Origin of the sequence: Aeromonas sp. 6P (assembly GCF_051919525.1) — a bacterium.
GTDB classification, from domain to species: Bacteria; Pseudomonadota; Gammaproteobacteria; order Enterobacterales; family Aeromonadaceae; genus Aeromonas; species Aeromonas veronii.
The window spans coordinates 1,447,435-1,465,732 of sequence record NZ_JBQBEO010000002.1 but is presented as its reverse complement, the minus strand read 5'-3'; the positions used below and the strand labels follow the sequence as shown (position 1 = coordinate 1,465,732).

The window sequence follows — 18,298 nt, the reverse complement described above, 5'->3', positions numbered from 1 at the left end:
TGGGGGGCGGCGATACTGTTTAATGGTGTTTAAACGCCATTTTCCTGACCTATTGAGAGGGCAGACATGCCATCGTAGCCGCAAGGGGGCACCAGAGGCGCCCAGAAGCTCACGGAGCCTCGATGACCAAATATCCCTCCAGCGTCTCCAACACGCTCTGTTTATCCTCTTCTGACAGCCCCAGATAGGGTCGCTCTGGCAGGTGGGTCTCCTCCCGGCCGAACTGGTGGGCGGCACCATATTCCATGGGCGTACCAAAGTAGAGGGTCTGGGGTTCGGCCTGATAGTTGAGGGTATCGCGCAGATCGTCGTTCAGACGCAGCACCTCATCGGCATGACGCGGCTTGCGAGCACGGTACTTCTCCGAGAGCGGGGCCCAGGGCTCCCCTTCCGGGCTCTCTTGGGCATCCCAGCGATCCCGGTGCGACAGCTGCAGCCCTTCGCCAATATCGGCCAGCGGCTCACTGAGATCACCGGTTTGCTGGTAGAGCTTGGCCAGCAGTTCGTGGGCATCGGCCACCCCATGGTGGCTGATGGCAATAAAGCTACCGGCCATCAGGCATCCCCCTCAATGGTGGTCATATAATGCAACGCCTCCTCATCCGCGTTGGCCATTGCGGCCTCCCACATCTCGCCAATCAGGGAAAGCTCTTCCTCGTTGGCTTTGGCCTCCAACTGCTCCAGTTGATGAACATCGGCCAGGGTGAACGGCCCCTCCTTATCGAAGAGATCAATAGCTTGCTGCAATAGTGGCTCAGTCATCGTTTTTCTCCTTTGGTGGCAGCCTTGGCAGCCTGTTCGATCATGGCCTGCACCGCTTTGGCCAACTCGGGGTAGTGGGCCACCATCGTTTCTCTGGCCAGCATCCAGGCTGCAAAAGCCTCTGCGGCCGCTTCTTTGCCATTCGTACCGGCATATTGGGTTAACAATCCCAGTCCGGTCACATCTGGTTCACCGGCCCAAAAATGAACCTGGTGGCCCAGCTCGTGCAACCAGGTGGAGATCCGCTGGGCGGACTCCCCCAAGCGACCACCCACGCAGGCTGACACACTAAAGTGACGGCGGAGCGCTTCACCGCTGCTCCCCTTTGGCCACCACTCACGGGGGCCTCGGTTCTCCTTGGCAGACGCGATCACTTCTCCAGCCGCCGCTTGCACCGCCTGCATATCGACCGTTTTTATAGTATCAGCCGCCTTGACCTTGATAACCAGGTGATCCCAACTCTTGCTGGTAAAGCCATTGGTTCGCGCGGCAGTTCGGTGGTAATAGAGCGAGCGTATCGAGTAGGCATCGTGACCCAGATATTCGGCGATAGCCGGGGCAACCTTGAGCCCTGCCGCCCCCTTCCCCATCTCGGCCTGCTTGATAAACAGCGTTTTGACCGGATGTGCCTTGAGGAACGCCGCCAACGGTTCGCGCTGGGGGGCTGGCAACTCGGCCAGCAGATCACTCAGCCCCTGGGCGGTGACACCTTTGACACTGGAGAAGGCGCTCTCCACTATCCGCTCTGGCAGGCGCTCGGCCAACGCAGGCTTGGCCGCTTCGCGCTTGGTCACCACCTTGGTCAGGTCGGCCGGAGTCTGGGGCCGATAATCAAAGCCGGGGTCGATACCTCTGGGGATCTTGTGCAACTCCCCGGTGGCCTTGTCCACCCACTCATATTCGCCATCGTCCGGGGCCTTGCCGACCACCAAGCCGCGCCGCTTGAGGTCGGCCTCGGAGAGCAGGAACTTCTTGCACTTGCAGCCATAGCCATTGCTGGGGCTGTGCGTCTCCCACCAGGGGTGATCAACCGGCAGCACCAGGTTGTTCCACTTGAGGTGCAACTCCCTGGGGTGCTCGGAGTCCCCATGACGATAGAGCGCATAGGGGCGTTTGTGCTTGATACGCTGGATCTGTTCCTCACGCCCGGCGTTATAACTCTGGCGCAGGTTGGTCTCGAAGATGACGCGGGAGCGCCACGACGCCGGGCCGGTATGCTCCCAACCGTGGCGGGCCACAATCTCCTTGAACGCCTTCTGAAAAGCCCCGATTGATTGCCCTTCACTGATCGCCTTGTCTACCGCCCCGCGCAGGTCAGCCAGCAGATCGGTCTTGGTGGCCCCCGCCACCATAAAGGCGCGGTTATGGGCATCGCGCCACACATCGGCCCAGCGTTCGCTTGGCATATCGAGCTTCTGGCGAAAGAAGGCGATCGCCTCGGCAAAGGGCAAGGAACCATAGCGAACGGGCATCAGCGGCCCTCCTCCATCTCAAGCATACCGAGCAGCTCGCTGGCGGCGATGGCTTGCGCCATCAGCGCCCCCAGCTCGTCATGGCTGAGCTCTGGTTCCAGCGCCAACAAGCCATCCCGGATCTCTTCCAGGGTAGTGGCCTGCATCACCAGCGCCTGGACAGCATCGGTCATCCCAGCCAGCAGAGGGGCCGCCTCGGCCTGCAGCCGGGCCAACTGGGCATCGTTGTTATCCCCCTTGTCGGCCTCACCTTTGCTTGCAGCCAGCGCGACCAGTCCCTTTGCTTTAAGCGCGGCCTCTCCCTGCCCAGCCTGCTTGTCCACGATGATCAGTACCTCTTCCCCCTCCTTGGGGGCCGGGATCTGCAACTTATCCCGCACCCACTGCGCCGGGATCTGCATTCCCATCCCCACCAGGGCCCGCAGTGGATAGGCCAAATCGCGCATATCCTCCGGCTCGGTCACATCAAACTCCAACCGGGGACAGCGGCGCGGCCCTTGGTAACTCTTGCCGTTCAGAGCATAGAGCGGATAAACCAGATCGCGGGTCAGGGTGGCGGCCAACTGGCGCAGGTCGGCATCCCGTACCTCCTGGCGCACCTCGTTATGGACATTGCCCAGGGCATTGGTCGAGCTCTTACCATCGGCCTGTGAGGTCAAGGTGCCCCCCAGAATGGCCTTGCTCATGGAACGCTCGCACCAATCCATCATCACCACAAAGGGATCAGCCTGACCACTGGCGGCGTTCTGGAACTCAATCTCCATCCCGCGCGGGATAATGCCCCCGGCGTTATGACCGATGGAGAGCACCGCCTGCAGCAGGGTGGCCTTCTCTTTCTCGGTCGCCCCTTCCGGGTATTTCCCCAGCCGCACCGGCAGGCCGTAGATCTCCAGAAACTCGGCAAGATCCCGCACACTGTAGTTCTTGAACAGGAACGGCCAGACCAAGGTGCGGACAAGGCCGGTGCGGGCCAGATACCCCGATTTGGACTTGGCCTTGTGCAGCAGCCAGCCAAACGGGTTGAGGGCAACCCCTTCCTGGCTGCCGTCTCGCAAGCGCAGCTGATTGCGATCGTCCGGGTGGGTCTGGAACCAGGCAGGGTCGCGCCAGATGATACCCTTGGGGATTTGCAGCCCCTCGACCATCTCCCAGCCGCTGAACTCCTGGGCACTGAACCCCTTGAGGATCCCGTCGGTGGCGTCAAAGATGGCATCATCCAACCAGGTGAAGTCCTCCAGCAGCTCCCGGATAAGCTCGGCATCACGCTTCTCGGCCGGGGTGGCGTTGCGGGGTGGTTCGATTGTCCAGCTCACCCCAAGCAGGGCACGGCGGCGTTTGCCGAGCTCGCTCTGCAGGTGGGCATCCTTCTCCTCCATGTCTTCGGCCAGCTCGCACTGGGCGATGAGGCCCCCCTCCTCGGCCTCTTTCAGCGCCGCAGCCGCTTTGCCTGGGGTCAGCCCGATGGTCGGATGATCGCTGTAGTGACGGCGCAGCTGGGCCAACTTGGCATCGTTCTCGGTCTGCGGCTCTTTTTCCAGGCTCATGGCTTTGCCATGGATATCAATGATCCTGCCCATTACCAGGCTCCTCGCTCATATCGGTGATAGTCATCGTTACGCCCCTTGTCGTGTTTACCTGGTAAAGGGGTGAACTCAATGCTAGGGCCAGGAGAAGATGCCGCGTGTACGGCCAACCCCAGAGCCCAAAACTCGTCAGCATGGCCATCCGCTGTCCGTTCGGCGGTAAAACGCACATTACCCGATGAAGTCACCTGTTTTGTCACTTGTCGCAGAGCCGCACGAGTGGCCGGTTCATATGGAATACGGAGCCGACGGTCTTCCATTGCTGACCTAACGGGATAGGCCAAAGACTCTTTGACTGAGGAGGTAAAGTTGACGGCTTCAACTTTACCGGCGCCGAATTTATCTTGTGCATCATCAGCCCAACCAATCCCTAGGCCGGTAGCATCAATACAGATCCGTTGGCAACGTTGAAACCATGGCCAGATAATCTTCTCTTGATCAGACTTACGCATGTTCTGTAACCGTTCGACATGCCTGGTATAAAGCACATCCCCCAGCCGCTCGACGATCCACAACACTGTCAAGTCGTGTTTGCGGCCAATATCAACACCGGCATACAACTGACCGTTCTCGCATTGCCGCCAGTCCACATCAGACGCATATTCAGCAGACGCTATTAGGTCATATTCCAGGAACGCCACATCGTCATCCGCTGGCTGGCACATGTACTCCTGCTGGAACGACTCCTCATCTGCACATCCGGCCCTGACGAAATCAAAATAGCCAGCCTCGTCCATAGCCTGACGTTCATCATCCGCAGGCAGCATCTGCTGCAATTTGAAAAGGAACCCTTGCTCTAGAGCATCTTGAAGTGTGACTCGATGCAGACTGATCCCCTTTGGATTGCCGTTTTCTCTGGCTTCTCGGATCAACTGATTGAAAAAGTTGTGGCTGCCACGGTGGGTACTGATCACCTCCATACTGCCGCCCCAGGTAATCCCGGGATATGCGATACTCCATAACTTGCGTGGGTCTGGATGAAGAGCAAACTCATCCAGAATACGGCCTCCACGCTTACCAGCCTGCGCATCCGGATTGGAGCTCATGGAATGAATCCGTTTACCACTGGCAAATTGCAACACATAGGCTGAAATGCGTTCCTTCGGGTCGATAACGACTTCCCCAAGATCCTTGGCCGCCAGCCCCATGATGCCCGCCCACATCTTGCAGTCTTCGATGAACAGCCGAGCCTGAAGGTCATCACGACTACTAACCCATTGATCATGTCTTGCCCCCACCGCAGCAGTTCGTTCGGCTGCGGCATAGCCAGTTGACCATGACAACCCTATCTGACGTCCCTTTTCCATGAGCTTCAGACGACTATTGTCCTGTATCCACCTGCCCTGATAAGGCAGAAAGATCGCATCCGGATTGGCTGGGATGATTTTGGCATTTCCCTTGAATTGGCCCATTACACAATCCCCAGGGCTTCACGAATGGCCTGTTTAGTTGCTTCTGTCACACCAGCATTGATGGGCATGGCATCCAATTTTTTCTTTTGTTCTTCCATGAACAACTGCCGTAGTTCCGTCTCCCGCTTGTGACTCTGCATGGCGGTCGATTCGAGCCGCTGAGCCGCCAGCATGGCGTTCTTCAGCATGTCGATATCCACCGCCTCCTCCGGGTTCTGCACCTGAGCCAGCATCGCCTTGAACAGCTGGGAGCGGCCCAGCTCCAGAATGAGCTTGGTGGTCTCCCCCATCGGCTTGTCGCCAAGCTGGGAGGTCAAGGCGGCCGTGGTTTCGCGCAAATCCCGCAGGTGCTGGCCGACCTGTTCAACCTGGCTGGCATGACGGCTTAACCCGGAGCGGGAGAGCTTGAGATCATCGGGCAGCCCCGCCTCCTCGATCAGGCCGTTGATCTCATCCAGGATGGCGGCCTGACTGTTGCCCTTATCCCGCAGCATCTCGTTGAGCGCGTTGCGGATAGACTCAGGCAGCAGCCACACCTTGCTGGCGCGGCCTCGGGTCGGTTTCTCGGCCATGCTTAATCCTCCGCTCGGGGCTTCTTGACGCCGGGCACCGTTGCCCGGCCCTCTGCCGCGTCCTGGCCCCGACCGGTCAAGTGAGCCACCTGCACCGTGGCCAGTCGCTCGATGCGCACCAGCCCCTGCTCTTCCAGCCAGGCCAGCAGGGTCTTCACCCGATCCCGCGTCACCCGGCCGGTTCCCAGCTGGTCGAGGCAGTCATTGAGGATTGACTCGTTGGCGGCACCACCGATATCCAGCAGGGAGCGCAGGATCACCAGCCGCTGCTGGGCGTCCAATATCGCTTGAATACTCATGCCTTCTCCTTGAGTTCATTTTCCAACAGCAGATCGGCAAGGCGACGGGCTTGGCGCAGCTCCGGCTTCACCTCCCGCAACTCCCCCCGCAACTCGCTGATCTCCAACTGCAGCTTGTGCAGCTCACGCTCGCTCGGCAGGTCAGCCAGTACCTGCTCCACCCGCTGGACTCTCTGCACCAGGGCAGTGAGGTCTTCGCGCTTGGCGTAGGTTTTGGAGAGCAAGATGATGACCACCAGACCCACCAGGCTGGCCAACGCATAGAGCGGGCCCCAGTTCTTAACGATGAATTCCCACACGGGTCGCCTCCTTGCGCTCATACAGGGTCTGGCACTCGATACAGCGCTCGGCACCAGGCTCGGCTGCAAGGCGGGAGGGCGGGATGGCTTCGTCACAATCGCAGCAGATACCATCGCCGTGTGGCCTTGCCCTGTTCTGGTGGGCTTCGATAATGCGCCCAGTCCGATCGGCATCGGCCTGCTGGGCGCGGTCTATGAGGTTTGTCACATGACCTCTCTTACTTGACGGTATGAGTCGCCTTGATGCGGCCCCAGATGGCGAGCAGGCCACCCACCGCACTGGCCAGATCCACCAGGGTGGATGCCAAGCTGGCTTGGGTACCCGCATCGACCGGCACACCGAACAGGCCCGCAATACCGGCCCCCACGGCAATCACACCACCGATCACGGTGCGGCTTTTGAAGGCAGACTTCGCTTGAGGTAACAGGGAATCAGGCATGATGGACTTCCTTTTGTTGAGGTTGGGAATGACGGGCACGGGCCCGCAGGCGATCCAGTTCGGTCACCGAACGCCACCCTTTCTCGAACAGGGATTGACGGGTCTGGTGGTGGCTATAGAGCGGGATCGCCTTCGGGTCAGCGATCTGATTGGCCAAAGCGGCCTTGAGATGGGCTTTGCGCCCATCCTTGAAGCAAGCGAGATAGCGGGGGTTCTTGAGCTCAGGAATGCCAAAGTAGCCCGCAGCCTGGATCGCGGCCGCCGCCTTCTGTTGCTTGATGGACAGCACGCTCATGCCACCACCTCGCCAACCACGTCGGAAAGGAGGTAGCTCTGCAGACGCAGCAGCCGGTTGATCCAGCCATCGGCATTGGCCCACTGGCTCGGGTCTTTGCGCACAATGCCGTGCATGAAGCTGGCCCGCTGCATCATCAGCGCCAGCAACAACTGGCCCTCGCCCTTGGCCCCCAGTTGCTGCTTGAGTCTGCCAATCGACACCGGGCCAAGGCGACCATCTGCCATCACCCCCAAGACCTGCTGCAGCTGTTGGATGGCGCGTTTCGGCCCGTGATGCACCGCTGCATCAAACACGGCGATAGAGAGTGCCGGGCTTAAGCTCGCAATCAGGTCACAGCGGGCGGGCATCCAGTAGTTCTGGCGGAAAAAGGGCTCGGTATGGGCCGGAGTCAGATCACCGATAGCGATATCGGGTACCCCATCCCGATCGAGGTCGGCCATGCCGTCCTTCTTGCCATCGGCGGCATCGGCAACGCCGTACTTGGTATGACCACCACGGTCGGCGGGATGGTTGACTTCGCCCCCTTCCACATCGGGACGAAGCAGCCATTTAAGTGCGAGTGATAACATAAAGGCCCCTCGGTGAACTGCGTTATCAGCAGCGTACCGAGGGGCCTCTATGGCATGGGTTTATGGTGGGTTACATGAATGCAGCTATCTTAAAACCACCCTTTCAATCTGTGAGGTTCTCACGTTGTACCAACATTGATAGTACATTTCTTTCCAGGCACCAAATCCATTTTGGGCCTTCAACGCCGAGCCGTAGTACACGACAACGTTAGGCGGAATCCCCCACATGTAGTCAAATTCAAAAAGCGGTTTGCCAAACAGGCTGTCCGTCCATTCGTAATCGTACCGAGCCCTGCTTTCAATACTATGTTTGCAAGGAATCAGAGCATCAGACCTGGCCTTGTCAGCAAAGCACTTTACATCCTCACTGCCACAACCAGACACGGGGGATGATGTGCTGACTGGGGCATCCATAACCGGCTCGGGTTCAGACGCTCTAGCTGAGTATTCATCCTTCATGGCTTGAATGGCGTTGCTATGATCGACCTGCTCTTTGTCACATGGCCAATAGTCCACCCATTCCCCATCGCATTTATACTTTACGGCACCAACCGACGCGCCTGCCCACAGCACCCCAGCGACCAACCACATACACCTTGTCACACGCACCTCCTTGTTGGAAATTCAGGCTAAAACATCAGAGCCAAAAGAGAAACCCCGCCGCAGCGGGGTTTCTCTTTAATGTGAATCGCATCTCTATTGATAGCCAAACAGGTCAGGTTGATGGCGGCGGCGGGTCAGTTCGCGCTGTTCGGCCACCACCGCATAGGTCTGTGGCACTGAGAGGCCATGCTTACGGGCCAGCACATCGATATTCCGCCCATTGAACTCGTCCCAGATAGCCCGGTCACGTAACGCGGCCTTGAGATGATCCCCGGTGGGGATGTAGTAGGCACGCCCCCCCATGTAATGGGCCTGTACCAGCGCCAACTTGCGGGCCTGAGCCTTGGCCAGCTCCGGCTCCATTCCCCCTCTGACCAACTCGCAGGCCAGCACATCGACCAACTCGGCCAAGGCTTTGGGCCATTTGGCCGTCAGTTCGGTGGTCGGGATCTGATCCAGGCGATCGACAAGCTGCCCCAGCGACTCATGATCATCGGCGAACAGGTCGAGATTTTCAGCGTTAGCGTCCATTATTCATCTCCTCAAACGCCGCCACAACGGCCTGATAACCGGCCACTCGCCCGGACTTCTCATTGGTGGGGACGGTTTTCTCGGCCGCGACAAGGCGGGCAACCAGCTCCCGCTTGTGCCAGTTCTTCAGCGACTCAAGCACCTGGTACGCCAACCCATCTGTGAGCCAGGCCACCTCTGCCACGCCGATGCCGTTGTTAAGCCGTACCGTTTGCCGCTCAACATAGTGATTCAAGGCCGTCTCACTGCCATCGCGCAGCAGGCCATGGCGGTGCATGGTGATCCATACTGCCCGGATCACGTTTATCTCGGCGGTTTTGGCATGGGCCCCACGGGCCGGGCTTAAACGCTTGTGCTCTCCCGCTTTAACAGCCCCTTTAACAGGGCGTTTAACCGTCGGTTTAAACCCTGCCCCCTTCATGGCCAGCAGCACCTTGTCCAGCTCCGGGATCGTCAACTCGGCAGCCGAACGCTTGCCGCTCTGCTGCTCCAGCAACGCCCGATAGGTCTCCTCATCGAGCCCCAGGGTGCGCCTGCCAACCTGAACCAGACGGATCAGGCGGGTACGATCACCACTCTGCGCAGCATTTGGCTGATTGTTAGCTAAGGTGTTCAATTCCCCCTCCCCGTCTTTTTCATCCAGATTTGTCCGGCCGCCATCACGTCAGGCCCACTGCGCCATTCAGGGCAATGGCTATCGAGCCACTGCTCTGCCTGCTGCTGGCTCAGGTTGCCAAACTTCATCACGTAGGCCAGCAGTCGTTGCCAGTTAGACATGGCCATGGCTGGCCTCCAGCGCCACCGCTCTGGCTTGCTGCAGTTCAGCCACCAGTTGCCAGCGCATCTGGCTTGCTTCCCCCGCCAGGGCAAATAACCCCTGGGCGCGGGCCTCTCTAATAAACTGTTTGAGCTGTTTGCACACAGCCCGTTTTTCAGCGGCCGCCAGTGCAATGGCTGCGGTGCTGAATATCTTGGTAAGCCGAATATCCATCTCTGTTTTAGTCATCGCCGTGCTCCTTTATCGAGGCGGTGAAGACCTGGGCCCAGGTCGGCTGCTCATCAGTGCCCGGCCACCACGCCGGGCAGACCATCCCGAGCAGTCGCTCGGGATGGTTTCGCTTGTTATTGCACGGTTACGCAATAACCATTTTCAACCACGTCATGGGCGTGCATCCCCACCCCAACCATTTTTTCAATTGCACGTAATATGTCCTGTTTGTTCTGGCATCTGCATTCGGCCACGAATGCTTCCAGATGTTTTTTTGCCAGTAATTCGGCCTCTACTTCAGTGACAAAAGCCTTTGTGTTTTTCATCATTCCCCCTTCATCCAGCCAGCAGCGCGATACCAATCACCAAGGCCAGCAAGTTAGCGGCCATCCATACCTTGCTCATTTCACCTCCTGCTGCGCTTTATTGGCCTTATTGATGATGCTTTTCAGCATCTTGCGGCGGCTCGGTTGGTTATATCCGAATGCCGCCATGGCCTTCAGTACCGCCTCCGCATCTTCAAGCGCTTGCTTAGGGTCATGGATGAGCGTGCATTCCAGCGTTGATTTCGTATCCTGGATGCTGGTAAACACCAGATCGTTAATGCGTTTCATAACACCCCCAACTTTCCTTGCTCCTGACCGGCCACCCCGGCATTGAGCTCCACATCCTGCCCAGCGCGGTATCCATCAAACATGGAGTTGTGATCCCGGCGATTACCGCCAGCCTCACGCGCCGCTGCCTGTTTGAGCTTGGGGTGGTGCTGCTCCATGAACTGCTTGACCAGGGCGGATTCTTTCTCGCTAGGAACGAGCTGCTGCACCTTGGCCCACACTGCCCGGCACCACCCTTCACAAAACAGATCCGCTCTGGTGGTCTTGGTGGTTGTCTTCATCCGCTTGTTCAAACCGGCCAGGTACTCACGGCGGGCCTTGCCCAGCTGGCGGGCCAGCACTTCATAGACATAACCTGCGATCTCGGCACGTTCTGCCGGGCCAATGAACGACACCCGGACAGCACCGAAAATCTCGCGCTGGTACATCACCTCAACCCCGAAGGCATCCCCAACCAGGGAGATCAGCATGTGGCTCCATTGGGGTTGTGTTCTGCTTTGGTTCGCACACTTGGCCCACTGTTGCCCGATGCTGCTCAGTTCGATATCGGTTTCGGTGAGACCATTCGCCGCCATCAGCGCTTGCACCTTGGCCATGGCATTGGCCGCTTCGTGCTGGTTGCCACTGGCCGCCAAGGCCAGCAGCTTCTTGATCTTCTCTAAAATTCGACTTTTCATCTGCTTATCCCTAGCTGCTCATCAGTACCCGATCACCACATCGGGCAGACAGGGCGGCAATGCCGCCCCGTTTCGCATCGGGCCATTACTCGAACTGCAGTGGCTTCGCCCCTTGATACTCCTCGACATTGAGGGGGGCAGGCCCCAGCCCCAGCGCCCAGAGCAGGGCGGCCTTGATGCCATCCTCATAGGTGTCGTCGGGGTAGCAGGTGCCCTCGGTTTCAGTGATCTGCTCACAGAGCTGCAGTTGCTCCTCGGCCATATCCACGTTGATTTCCATCGCGTCTCCCTCCCTTACAACTTGGCCAGATCCAGGCTCATCTGGATGTAACGCCCCTGGGCGTCACGCTCATAGAGCCGCAGATATTGGCTGGTACCGGTCACCTGAATGGCATCGGCGATCGCCTGCATGGCCTGCTCCCAGTCGGCGTCTTCGATGTTGAGCTGACGCAGGGAGAGCACCTGGTTAACGTCGATATGACCGGCTTTGGAAACCCGAAAAGCGTGGTCAACCAGGGCCCGCAGTTTAGGACTGGCGCCATCGCTCCAGCGGGCGATGCACTGGTCAATCAGCACCTTGGCAGCCTGGATCCGTTCATCAAATTTGCGGTGCTCCCCCACGGCCCGGATCAGCTTGTAACGGCCGTCGAAACTGAGCAGGGTCACGTTGCCCTTGGCGCCGCCCCACGCCACGCCGTACTGCTCGGATGACAGGTCAACAAAGTCGTTGATCTGCTGCATGGCGCCAATCTTGAAGGCGGCCAGCTGCGAACGCTGCTCGCGGGCAGCCGCAATGATGCCCATCACCACTTCATCGCGCAGCTTGTCAGCCGGAGCGATCAGGTTTTCCGGTACCCAGTGCCCTTGGGCGTTCTGGCGCATCGGGGTGGTACTGCTGGTTTGTGCTTCTTGCATAGGGTTCTCCTTAATGGATCTTGTTGCTGCCGGGCATCTGATAGCACACAGCGGCAGCCTGCTGTTTCACTGGGCCGAGTACCTGCTCTTCCAGGTGAGTCGCACGGCAAAATTCGAGGAACTTGGGTAATTGACGCAGCACGACCTTGGCCAGTGCTTCGTCTTCGATATCGAGCTCTATCTTGGCCATCTCCATTCTCCTTATTGGCGCCAGTGCAGCAGGCAGCCGCCAAAGCGCACCAGGGCGACCTCCCGAACCACGCCAGCCAAGCATTCGCGGCTTAATACGGCGCGGGCCTTCATCGCTTGTGGCAAAGGGCCAGTGACGGCCAGCAGCGGGGTGTGGCGCACCTGGCTGGTGCGGACTTCACATCCTCTGGCCGTCAACCAGTGGCTGAGCTGTTCGGCAGTTTTGTGCAAATTGCTGCGCAGATTCTTTTTCATCCCGTTCTCCTTGTGATTCATCACCGGGCCCACTGCTTATTCCGAGCCCAACCCCCGCCAACCGTTATTTGCCTTCTTGCTTGTCGAGCAGTCGGTTGTATTTGATACCCATGATTTTCAGCTCGTCCGCCAGCAGCTCACTCAGGATGCGCAGCGACGAACTGGCATTGTCGCCATCGCTCTTGGCCTGACGGCGTAACCTGGAGAGGGTCGCCTCGGCGTCATAGCGAGCCGTTTTCTGTGACCCTTTGCCCTGCTCCACCGATAACCGCATCGGGCGGCGCAGTTGCTGCTCCTCCGTCAGCTGGCTATGGGGGCAACCTGAGCGGCAAGCCTTCCAGAGCTTGATATCCATCGGGCTGCTGCCCACGTCACTGGGGCCACGGCGCTGATGGGCAAGGCACTGATGAACAGGGATCGCGCCAAGAATGGGGCAAATCACCTTTTGACCCATCAGGTTGCCCTCAACCAGCATCTGCACCCGCGCCAAATCGCCTGGGTATTTCTCGTTACACACCTGGCTGATAAGGGTGCGCGACAAGCCGAGCTTTTCAGCCACCACCGCCAGTGAAGTGGCGGCGACCTCTGCCTTTAACACCTCAAGCCACGTTTCCATGTTCACCCTCCTCAACCAGGAACGGATAAAGCCGTTGCTGGTTCTGATCCCAACAGCCATTCCTGCGAACAATTGGGGCGTGGCGGCCGGTATCTCTTAGCAACCGGTATTTGGCAACCTCCCCAAGGTGGGGCATTGCCTTCGCCAGCACTTTCACATAACCCGCTTTAGTCAGTGCCTTGGTATATATCGCGGCATGGTTGCTGGTTGAATTTGATGTCATAGCCAGCTCATTCAACGTAAATGCGCGGCTAATCTTCATGGTGTTCCACATCTTCTGCTGAGTGGTTTTACGCCGACTTTTCCGCTTCACGCGAGATTTAACAGGGCTTTGGTTGGTTCCAAATTTCGGTGAATTACTCAGATCCAAAACTTGATAACGATTGCAGCCAAAGACCTCCCTTTGACGTAATTTCCCCTCAACGACACAATGAATATGCCCACTAGCCAGCCAGCGACGCATTAAGGCGTAAACATTCGCCTGCTTTATTTCCGTCGCGGCCAACAACTCACGAAGATCGAAAGAGTCCTGCTTACACATCCACAACCAAGCCTCTTCCGTCTTGGATTTACCACTCATATCAACCACTGGTATCCCTCCCGTGCTTTGTTGTTATTGGGTATATCTGGCAGCTACCGGCTGCGGCGCACGTCATGCAGCAGTTCGCTGGCGTCTACATCCTCCAGGCGGATGATGCGAGCGTCAGAGGCCATGGCCATCTTCTCGATTTTGTCGAGGGCTGAGACGATGGTACGAACCACCCCGTTGGAACGTTTGCGGATGAGATCCAGCAAGGCATCATCAATTTCCACATCCACCTCCAGCATTTCGCTGGCAATCAGGGACACATCATCGAGATCAGCCGGTTTGAATTCGATCCACTGGGAGATACGGTTAAACAGCTGCTTGCGCTGGCTAATGCGGCGGGCAATCTCTTCCATCCCGACCAGGATCAGCGGTTGTTCGGTGGCATCGTAGATATCGCGCAGGGTCTCCATGATGCGGGCATTGCCGACCACGTAATCGGCCTCGTCCACGAAGATGGCCAGCTCTTCGGCCCGCACGGCTTCGACAATGCTATCGACCTGGGCCCGCAGGTTATGGCGCTGGGGAATGCCAATCTCTTTGGCGATCTGCTCCAGCAGGCTGGTCACCGTGTCGGCCTTGTAGCAGCGGACATAGATGCCGTTTACTTCGTCCTGGTTGAACAGCCACTCCACGGCGGTGGTCTTGCCAAAGCCGGAGGGCCCATGGATCAAGCCAATGCCCGGCACGATGCTGGAGCGGTTGAGCAGGTTGTCGAGCAGCTGCTCGGTCTTGATCATGTTTTTGACTTCAACGATCTTGTGTTTCATAGTGTTTATGTCCTTTATCTATGGTTTAAACAGGGCTGCACGTTATCCATTTGCCTGGTTCTGACGTGTGGCCCTAACTTCATCCAGATGGCGATTTATCCGTTTTGCCATCAGCTTGTGGCTGTAGAGGTACCTGGTCAGCCACTCCTTCTCCCGCTCGGTCAGCGGTGAATCCAATTCTTTTTCGCCAAATGGATGGCCTGCTCGTATTCTGTTTTCAGCGCCCGAGACTCCTGCCCTGCCGTGGCTTCTACTCGCTTGGCTTTCTCCTCGCGTCTTGCTTCGATGGCGGCCAGCTCCGTGGCACTGAACCCGACCGGCTCACTGGATGCCGCAACGCCTGTCAGGGCGGCAAGCGCCGGGTTGTCGAGGTTCAGATCCGAGCGTTTGAACTGGGCCACATCCTTGGCCTGCTCAACAAAGTGAGTGACCACATCCTGGTGCAACTGGTCGATACCAAACGTCTTGGCCACGTTGCGCATCTCGCGGCGGAAGCGGGCCAGCACTTTGGCATCCTCACGCTTGGCGGCACGGAATGCGTCTGGGCTGATGCCATTGCCGAGCAGCTCGGTATTGATGGCCTCCACTCGCTCTCCCCAGTCTCCGGTGCGGTACAAAGTGGCGCGGCCCACATCGTTCGGATCGAGAAACACGCTGACCCGCTGGCTCTTCCAGGTGTGCTCCAACAGCTCCGGGGCGCTGTATTTCAGGCCACCGGCCTTGATAAAGCCCTTGGAGACGGTCGCCTCACCGATATGGTTGAGCAGCAAATCCAACGCAGACTCATCGGTAATGGCGCGGCGCTGATAACGGGCGCTCTGGTACTTCTCGTTTGGGGTCATCCCCAGTGAGCTGTGCTTTTTGTTGTGGTAGCGGGCATCCAGCCAGTTATCGAGCAGGGTCTGCAGCTCTTGCGCTGTCATCGCCAACTCAAAAATCTCTTTTTCCGCATCCGGTTTGCGCTTCTCTTCCAACCGCTGGGCAAAGCTCTTGCGGGCTTCAATCACCTGCCGATCAGCCACGCAGTGGCCAATATAGGAGGGCAGCAACTCGATAAGGCCGTGGCTCAGGGTGCGGAAAAATCGCTCGATGAAGGGCTTTTCCCAACCCGAATAGGCATTGGAGCGGCTGACATTGATATCCAGCAGGGTGCAGATCGACATCACCCGCTGACTCACGTAGTCAGAGCCGTTATCGGTACGCATCACGCCGTTGTCGTTGAGGGTGCCCCAGGCCAACAAGGTCTTGCGCAGCAACAGGCAGATCCCCTCACTGGAGGAGCTCTTGGCCACCAGCAGACGAACGCGGCGAGTAAACACGTCGATCACCGCGATAATGCTGTGACGGCCATCCACCAACATGGCATCGACGGGAGTGCTGTCGAACTCCCACACATCGTTCGGCTGACCCATCCAGGGATACATTTCCTCGATGGCTGTGCGGTATTTGTTGTTGTAAGCATCCGGGTTAGTGGCATAGGTAAAGGCCACTTTGTTTTCAGCCAACCACTTGACCATCCAGCGGCGCAGGGATGACTGGCTGGGGATATGCCATCCCAGCTTGTTCATCTCGTTGTACTCGGTGGCAAGCTCATGCAGAGCGCCCCACTTGTTGGCCAGGTGTGGCTTGGCCGTCACCAATGCGGTGAGGAACTGGGCCAGCTCAGGGCTTTGCTCAACGGTTGATGGCCGTTCACGCTGATAATTGCCAGCCAGTGCAGCTGGGCCTTCATTAGCCAGCGAGCTTTGCCAACGGCGCAGCGTTATCAGGCTGAACGGTTTTTGCCGCTCATAGACGCTGGCTGGCAACTGCAGGCTGCGGGTACGGTATGCCTCGATAAAGATCCGGCGACCAACCTCCCCTTGCTGGCAGGCGTGATAGGGCGCCAGAAAGATATCGGCGGCCTGCAAGATAAGCAGTCTGGCGTCTACTTTTTTGCGGGGGGCTTCGCTCAGGGTCAGCAGCTTGCGGCCAGCATCAGGCTTGACCGGTCTCTCCCGCTCCAGTAGCTTGGCCATCGCCTTGCCGCCAGCACTGTGATCGGTCACTGCCTGCCCTTGCTCAGCCACAGCCTGCTCAGCCAGATAGCGGCGGGTTTCTGCTGGCAGTGAACTGATGTGAAACTCGCTGCCTTTACCTGTCTCACGTTTTCGGCTCTGCCAACCATCCTTTCTTGACCTAATCAGAACGTTGCGATCAGTAGCAGGTAAACCGGGCAGACCGGCCAATTCCTGCGCGGAAAACCAAGTACGATCACTCATCACTTACCTCGCCTATTCCTGCGGCCTTAGCAATTTTCTCACGCAAAGCAACACCCTTCGGGCCATTCCAAGACCCAATCAATGCCTGTCTAGCGTTCGGATAAAGCACTTCATTTTCACTGCACCAACGATGCAGACTTGTGCCTTTGGCAATCAGGCGTGCTCTGACAGTGGTAAGCAAACTGTTGCCAGGTGTGAGTTTGTCTTCCATTTGGATATACTCGCTTTCCCATTTAAACGAATTAGATAAAAGTGTATGCCTGCATTTGTTGGCATGTCAACAGGTGATTGCATGAATATTGATCGCGCTGATATAGCGACACGACTGATTGAAGAAAGGGCTAGGACTGGGTACTCACAAGCTGACTTTGCGAGACAACTTGAGCTTTCAAGAGAGGGACTTCGACTTTATGAAATGGGGCAAAGGGGGTTAAGTGCTGAGTTTCTTGCGAAAGCTGCATGTCTCGGAGTTGATGTTCAGTACGTTTTAACTGGTGTCAGATCACAAAATGCAGCTGAAGCAGCAAGAGCTACCAATCCTGGAATCCAAGTGACTCAAGGCAGCTCAGCAAACATTGTTCAATTCGTACAAGCTGGAGCCAATGTTAAATTTGGCGACACCATCAACACTCAAAGCCACACAACAAAGATCACTGCGGAGGTCAAACCGGGCATTGAGCACATTACCGAGGAACAGGCATCAAAACTAACGGCCCTTGTTAAAACGATCGTAGAACTTGAGGAAAAACATAGGAAACAACCCCGTTCTCACAGAAGTGTTTGGGCTGCACTGAACAGCCATTGCTCTGTGACACGTTACCGCTTGATACCTATAACCTCTTATGAGAAAGCAGAAAAATACCTGCGGCAATGGATCGGCCGACTCACCTCTCAAAAAAATGCGCCGAAGGTAGACAACTACGAATGGAGAAAGCGCAAGTATGCCTATATCAAGATCAACTGTTCCCCAGAATGGTTAGACTCATACATTCAAAAACGATTTCAGGTTGACTCAATTACTGAGGTCAGCGATAGCGACCTAGATAAGCTGTATAGGGCTGTTGCTGCACAAAAATCAAAACGATAACAATCGGATCTACTGGCAATTTTGAATGGTAATCAGATCCGATTCATCACCTTGACCAATACAAACAAAACCAACGTAACATCATGTTTTTGTTATATTTAAATTGAATCGGATCAACCTACACAAATCGGATCAACTGATCCGATTATCGCTACTGGAATCGGATCAGTTTCAAACATCTTCCTGCCAACCTATTATCAACCGCCACCAAGCGGCCTGGTCGTGCTTCGTCTGGGGGATGAACTCTATGCCAAGCGGCTGCAGAAGCGCGTTGATGGCGGGGTGAACATCATCAGCGACAATAAAACCGGATACGATACCCTGGAGGTTATGCCGAACGAGCTGGACTCGTTGAGCATCATTGGCAAGGTGGTTTGGCTCGGGCATGATTTTTTTTAACTGCGACTATCTGAAATTGTGATGTGGCCTCGCCAAGCTATTTGGCCGCTGCATTTAAACACCCGGTTAAACCACCAGTTCAAGGGTAAATCTCGTTTATC

At 57.2% G+C, this 18,298-nt stretch carries 30 protein-coding genes and 2 other RNA genes; 2 read left to right on the top strand and 30 right to left on the bottom strand.

The features are described from left to right. Positions 1-109 precede the first annotated feature (109 nt). The 30 genes from ACTG2J_RS07050 to ACTG2J_RS06905 form a co-directional block, all read right to left on the bottom strand. Positions 110-556, bottom strand: a complete 447-nt coding sequence (locus tag ACTG2J_RS07050; RefSeq protein WP_215269992.1) for a phage virion morphogenesis protein — start codon at positions 554-556, stop codon at positions 110-112. After that, the gene (locus ACTG2J_RS07045) at positions 556-762 is read right to left on the bottom strand and encodes a hypothetical protein (RefSeq protein ID WP_439997322.1); all 207 of its coding nucleotides are present in this window, start codon (positions 760-762) and stop codon (positions 556-558) included. The genes ACTG2J_RS07050 and ACTG2J_RS07045 overlap by 1 nt, the downstream gene beginning before the upstream one ends. Continuing rightward, positions 759-2,234 (bottom strand): phage head morphogenesis protein, encoded by a 1,476-nt coding sequence (locus ACTG2J_RS07040; RefSeq protein WP_439997321.1) that lies wholly within the window; start codon positions 2,232-2,234, stop codon positions 759-761. The genes ACTG2J_RS07045 and ACTG2J_RS07040 overlap by 4 nt, the downstream gene beginning before the upstream one ends. Beyond that, a complete protein-coding gene (locus ACTG2J_RS07035) occupies positions 2,234-3,811 on the bottom strand; it encodes a DUF935 domain-containing protein (protein WP_439997320.1) in 1,578 nt (525 codons plus the stop codon). Before ACTG2J_RS07035 ends, ACTG2J_RS07040 begins: the two co-directional genes overlap by 1 nt. Next, positions 3,811-5,229 carry a phage terminase large subunit family protein gene (locus ACTG2J_RS07030; RefSeq protein WP_213392718.1) on the bottom strand — a complete coding sequence of 473 codons (1,419 nt, stop codon included), beginning with the start codon at positions 5,227-5,229 and terminating at the stop codon, positions 3,811-3,813. Before ACTG2J_RS07030 ends, ACTG2J_RS07035 begins: the two co-directional genes overlap by 1 nt. After that, a complete protein-coding gene (locus ACTG2J_RS07025; RefSeq protein WP_213392719.1) occupies positions 5,229-5,801 on the bottom strand; it encodes a DUF3486 family protein in 573 nt (190 codons plus the stop codon). The genes ACTG2J_RS07030 and ACTG2J_RS07025 overlap by 1 nt, the downstream gene beginning before the upstream one ends. 2 nt (positions 5,802-5,803) lie before the next feature. Continuing rightward, positions 5,804-6,100 carry a VpaChn25_0724 family phage protein gene (locus ACTG2J_RS07020; RefSeq protein ID WP_058059547.1) on the bottom strand — a complete coding sequence of 99 codons (297 nt, stop codon included), beginning with the start codon at positions 6,098-6,100 and terminating at the stop codon, positions 5,804-5,806. Next, positions 6,097-6,399: a DUF2730 family protein gene (locus ACTG2J_RS07015; protein ID WP_081042918.1), complete on the bottom strand. Its 303-nt coding sequence runs from the start codon at positions 6,397-6,399 to the stop codon at positions 6,097-6,099. Before ACTG2J_RS07015 ends, ACTG2J_RS07020 begins: the two co-directional genes overlap by 4 nt. Next, complete coding sequence (locus ACTG2J_RS07010; protein WP_076495051.1) at positions 6,380-6,607, bottom strand: TraR/DksA C4-type zinc finger protein; 228 nt, start codon at positions 6,605-6,607, stop codon at positions 6,380-6,382. The genes ACTG2J_RS07015 and ACTG2J_RS07010 overlap by 20 nt, the downstream gene beginning before the upstream one ends. 10 nt (positions 6,608-6,617) lie before the next feature. Beyond that, complete coding sequence (locus tag ACTG2J_RS07005) at positions 6,618-6,839, bottom strand: hypothetical protein (protein WP_058059549.1); 222 nt, start codon at positions 6,837-6,839, stop codon at positions 6,618-6,620. Then, a complete protein-coding gene (locus ACTG2J_RS07000; RefSeq protein WP_244775100.1) occupies positions 6,832-7,134 on the bottom strand; it encodes a hypothetical protein in 303 nt (100 codons plus the stop codon). Before ACTG2J_RS07000 ends, ACTG2J_RS07005 begins: the two co-directional genes overlap by 8 nt. After that, positions 7,131-7,706, bottom strand: coding sequence for a glycoside hydrolase family 108 protein (locus tag ACTG2J_RS06995; RefSeq protein WP_244775099.1), 576 nt, complete (start codon positions 7,704-7,706; stop codon positions 7,131-7,133). Before ACTG2J_RS06995 ends, ACTG2J_RS07000 begins: the two co-directional genes overlap by 4 nt. A 696-nt stretch (positions 7,707-8,402) precedes the next feature. Further along, a complete protein-coding gene (locus tag ACTG2J_RS06990; protein WP_058059553.1) occupies positions 8,403-8,840 on the bottom strand; it encodes a Mor transcription activator family protein in 438 nt (145 codons plus the stop codon). Beyond that, positions 8,830-9,456: a gp16 family protein gene (locus ACTG2J_RS06985; RefSeq protein ID WP_439997319.1), complete on the bottom strand. Its 627-nt coding sequence runs from the start codon at positions 9,454-9,456 to the stop codon at positions 8,830-8,832. The genes ACTG2J_RS06990 and ACTG2J_RS06985 overlap by 11 nt, the downstream gene beginning before the upstream one ends. Next, entirely contained in the window at positions 9,453-9,623 is a 171-nt protein-coding gene (locus ACTG2J_RS06980) for a hypothetical protein (protein WP_179085073.1), read from the bottom strand. The genes ACTG2J_RS06985 and ACTG2J_RS06980 overlap by 4 nt, the downstream gene beginning before the upstream one ends. Beyond that, on the bottom strand, positions 9,610-9,846 hold the full coding sequence (locus ACTG2J_RS06975; RefSeq protein WP_224967834.1) for a hypothetical protein: 237 nt from the start codon (positions 9,844-9,846) through the stop codon (positions 9,610-9,612). The genes ACTG2J_RS06980 and ACTG2J_RS06975 overlap by 14 nt, the downstream gene beginning before the upstream one ends. Before the next feature lie 40 nt (positions 9,847-9,886). After that, positions 9,887-9,961: hammerhead ribozyme type II (locus ACTG2J_RS06970), an RNA gene on the bottom strand. A gap of 1 nt (position 9,962) precedes the next feature. Continuing rightward, on the bottom strand, positions 9,963-10,157 hold the full coding sequence (locus ACTG2J_RS06965) for a hypothetical protein (RefSeq protein WP_127007483.1): 195 nt from the start codon (positions 10,155-10,157) through the stop codon (positions 9,963-9,965). Positions 10,158-10,229: 72 nt separating this feature from the next. Continuing rightward, positions 10,230-10,442 (bottom strand): hypothetical protein, encoded by a 213-nt coding sequence (locus ACTG2J_RS06960; RefSeq protein WP_439970774.1) that lies wholly within the window; start codon positions 10,440-10,442, stop codon positions 10,230-10,232. Further along, entirely contained in the window at positions 10,439-11,119 is a 681-nt protein-coding gene (locus ACTG2J_RS06955) for a DUF2786 domain-containing protein (RefSeq protein ID WP_439997318.1), read from the bottom strand. The genes ACTG2J_RS06960 and ACTG2J_RS06955 overlap by 4 nt, the downstream gene beginning before the upstream one ends. An 8-nt stretch (positions 11,120-11,127) precedes the next feature. Then, positions 11,128-11,197: hammerhead ribozyme type II (locus ACTG2J_RS06950), an RNA gene on the bottom strand. Positions 11,198-11,204: 7 nt separating this feature from the next. After that, positions 11,205-11,399 (bottom strand): hypothetical protein, encoded by a 195-nt coding sequence (locus ACTG2J_RS06945; protein WP_182932662.1) that lies wholly within the window; start codon positions 11,397-11,399, stop codon positions 11,205-11,207. Positions 11,400-11,413: 14 nt separating this feature from the next. Further along, entirely contained in the window at positions 11,414-12,034 is a 621-nt protein-coding gene (locus ACTG2J_RS06940; protein WP_227096302.1) for a DUF3164 family protein, read from the bottom strand. Positions 12,035-12,044: 10 nt separating this feature from the next. Beyond that, complete coding sequence (locus ACTG2J_RS06935) at positions 12,045-12,224, bottom strand: hypothetical protein (RefSeq protein ID WP_111900137.1); 180 nt, start codon at positions 12,222-12,224, stop codon at positions 12,045-12,047. A gap of 11 nt (positions 12,225-12,235) precedes the next feature. Beyond that, complete coding sequence (locus tag ACTG2J_RS06930; protein ID WP_244775092.1) at positions 12,236-12,478, bottom strand: hypothetical protein; 243 nt, start codon at positions 12,476-12,478, stop codon at positions 12,236-12,238. A gap of 64 nt (positions 12,479-12,542) precedes the next feature. Next, a complete protein-coding gene (locus ACTG2J_RS06925; RefSeq protein ID WP_244775090.1) occupies positions 12,543-13,094 on the bottom strand; it encodes a transcriptional regulator in 552 nt (183 codons plus the stop codon). Continuing rightward, positions 13,078-13,683, bottom strand: a complete 606-nt coding sequence (locus tag ACTG2J_RS06920; RefSeq protein WP_216992729.1) for a hypothetical protein — start codon at positions 13,681-13,683, stop codon at positions 13,078-13,080. Before ACTG2J_RS06920 ends, ACTG2J_RS06925 begins: the two co-directional genes overlap by 17 nt. A 44-nt stretch (positions 13,684-13,727) precedes the next feature. After that, entirely contained in the window at positions 13,728-14,450 is a 723-nt protein-coding gene (locus tag ACTG2J_RS06915) for an AAA family ATPase (protein ID WP_058059563.1), read from the bottom strand. Between the two features lie 161 nt (positions 14,451-14,611). Next, positions 14,612-16,711, bottom strand: a complete 2,100-nt coding sequence (locus ACTG2J_RS06910) for a DNA-binding protein (protein ID WP_439997317.1) — start codon at positions 16,709-16,711, stop codon at positions 14,612-14,614. Further along, entirely contained in the window at positions 16,704-16,922 is a 219-nt protein-coding gene (locus tag ACTG2J_RS06905; protein ID WP_224967846.1) for a hypothetical protein, read from the bottom strand. Before ACTG2J_RS06905 ends, ACTG2J_RS06910 begins: the two co-directional genes overlap by 8 nt. 81 nt (positions 16,923-17,003) lie before the next feature. Between ACTG2J_RS06905 and ACTG2J_RS06900 the strand changes: the two genes are divergently transcribed. Both ACTG2J_RS06900 and ACTG2J_RS06895 read left to right on the top strand, forming a co-directional pair. Next, a complete protein-coding gene (locus ACTG2J_RS06900; RefSeq protein ID WP_224967848.1) occupies positions 17,004-17,798 on the top strand; it encodes a helix-turn-helix domain-containing protein in 795 nt (264 codons plus the stop codon). A gap of 222 nt (positions 17,799-18,020) precedes the next feature. Then, on the top strand, positions 18,021-18,197 hold the full coding sequence (locus ACTG2J_RS06895) for a S24 family peptidase (RefSeq protein WP_439997316.1): 177 nt from the start codon (positions 18,021-18,023) through the stop codon (positions 18,195-18,197). The last annotated feature ends 101 nt before the right edge of the window (positions 18,198-18,298 follow it).

Bases quoted from the DNA above. Each gene is read 5' to 3' on its own strand.
- ACTG2J_RS06995 (WP_244775099.1), bottom strand. From the start codon at position 7,706: ATGTTATCACTCGCACTTAAATGGCTGCTTCGTCCCGATGTGGAAGGG.
- ACTG2J_RS06905 (WP_224967846.1), bottom strand. From the start codon at position 16,922: ATGGAAGACAAACTCACACCTGGCAACAGTTTGCTTACCACTGTCAGA.
- ACTG2J_RS07035 (WP_439997320.1), bottom strand. From the start codon at position 3,811: ATGGGCAGGATCATTGATATCCATGGCAAAGCCATGAGCCTGGAAAAA.
- ACTG2J_RS06935 (WP_111900137.1), bottom strand. From the start codon at position 12,224: ATGGCCAAGATAGAGCTCGATATCGAAGACGAAGCACTGGCCAAGGTC.
- ACTG2J_RS06980 (WP_179085073.1), bottom strand. From the start codon at position 9,623: ATGGCCATGTCTAACTGGCAACGACTGCTGGCCTACGTGATGAAGTTT.
- ACTG2J_RS07050 (WP_215269992.1), bottom strand. From the start codon at position 556: ATGGCCGGTAGCTTTATTGCCATCAGCCACCATGGGGTGGCCGATGCC.
- ACTG2J_RS07000 (WP_244775100.1), bottom strand. From the start codon at position 7,134: ATGAGCGTGCTGTCCATCAAGCAACAGAAGGCGGCGGCCGCGATCCAG.
- ACTG2J_RS07040 (WP_439997321.1), bottom strand. From the start codon at position 2,234: ATGCCCGTTCGCTATGGTTCCTTGCCCTTTGCCGAGGCGATCGCCTTC.
- ACTG2J_RS06960 (WP_439970774.1), bottom strand. From the start codon at position 10,442: ATGAAACGCATTAACGATCTGGTGTTTACCAGCATCCAGGATACGAAA.
- ACTG2J_RS07030 (WP_213392718.1), bottom strand. From the start codon at position 5,229: ATGGGCCAATTCAAGGGAAATGCCAAAATCATCCCAGCCAATCCGGAT.
- ACTG2J_RS06990 (WP_058059553.1), bottom strand. From the start codon at position 8,840: ATGGACGCTAACGCTGAAAATCTCGACCTGTTCGCCGATGATCATGAG.
- ACTG2J_RS06965 (WP_127007483.1), bottom strand. From the start codon at position 10,157: ATGATGAAAAACACAAAGGCTTTTGTCACTGAAGTAGAGGCCGAATTA.
- ACTG2J_RS06900 (WP_224967848.1), top strand. From the start codon at position 17,004: ATGAATATTGATCGCGCTGATATAGCGACACGACTGATTGAAGAAAGG.
- ACTG2J_RS06955 (WP_439997318.1), bottom strand. From the start codon at position 11,119: ATGAAAAGTCGAATTTTAGAGAAGATCAAGAAGCTGCTGGCCTTGGCG.
- ACTG2J_RS06925 (WP_244775090.1), bottom strand. From the start codon at position 13,094: ATGGAAACGTGGCTTGAGGTGTTAAAGGCAGAGGTCGCCGCCACTTCA.
- ACTG2J_RS07025 (WP_213392719.1), bottom strand. From the start codon at position 5,801: ATGGCCGAGAAACCGACCCGAGGCCGCGCCAGCAAGGTGTGGCTGCTG.
- ACTG2J_RS07005 (WP_058059549.1), bottom strand. From the start codon at position 6,839: ATGCCTGATTCCCTGTTACCTCAAGCGAAGTCTGCCTTCAAAAGCCGC.
- ACTG2J_RS06910 (WP_439997317.1), bottom strand. From the start codon at position 16,711: ATGAGTGATCGTACTTGGTTTTCCGCGCAGGAATTGGCCGGTCTGCCC.
- ACTG2J_RS06930 (WP_244775092.1), bottom strand. From the start codon at position 12,478: ATGAAAAAGAATCTGCGCAGCAATTTGCACAAAACTGCCGAACAGCTC.
- ACTG2J_RS06975 (WP_224967834.1), bottom strand. From the start codon at position 9,846: ATGACTAAAACAGAGATGGATATTCGGCTTACCAAGATATTCAGCACC.
- ACTG2J_RS06945 (WP_182932662.1), bottom strand. From the start codon at position 11,399: ATGGAAATCAACGTGGATATGGCCGAGGAGCAACTGCAGCTCTGTGAG.
- ACTG2J_RS07045 (WP_439997322.1), bottom strand. From the start codon at position 762: ATGACTGAGCCACTATTGCAGCAAGCTATTGATCTCTTCGATAAGGAG.
- ACTG2J_RS06940 (WP_227096302.1), bottom strand. From the start codon at position 12,034: ATGCAAGAAGCACAAACCAGCAGTACCACCCCGATGCGCCAGAACGCC.
- ACTG2J_RS07020 (WP_058059547.1), bottom strand. From the start codon at position 6,100: ATGAGTATTCAAGCGATATTGGACGCCCAGCAGCGGCTGGTGATCCTG.
- ACTG2J_RS06915 (WP_058059563.1), bottom strand. From the start codon at position 14,450: ATGAAACACAAGATCGTTGAAGTCAAAAACATGATCAAGACCGAGCAG.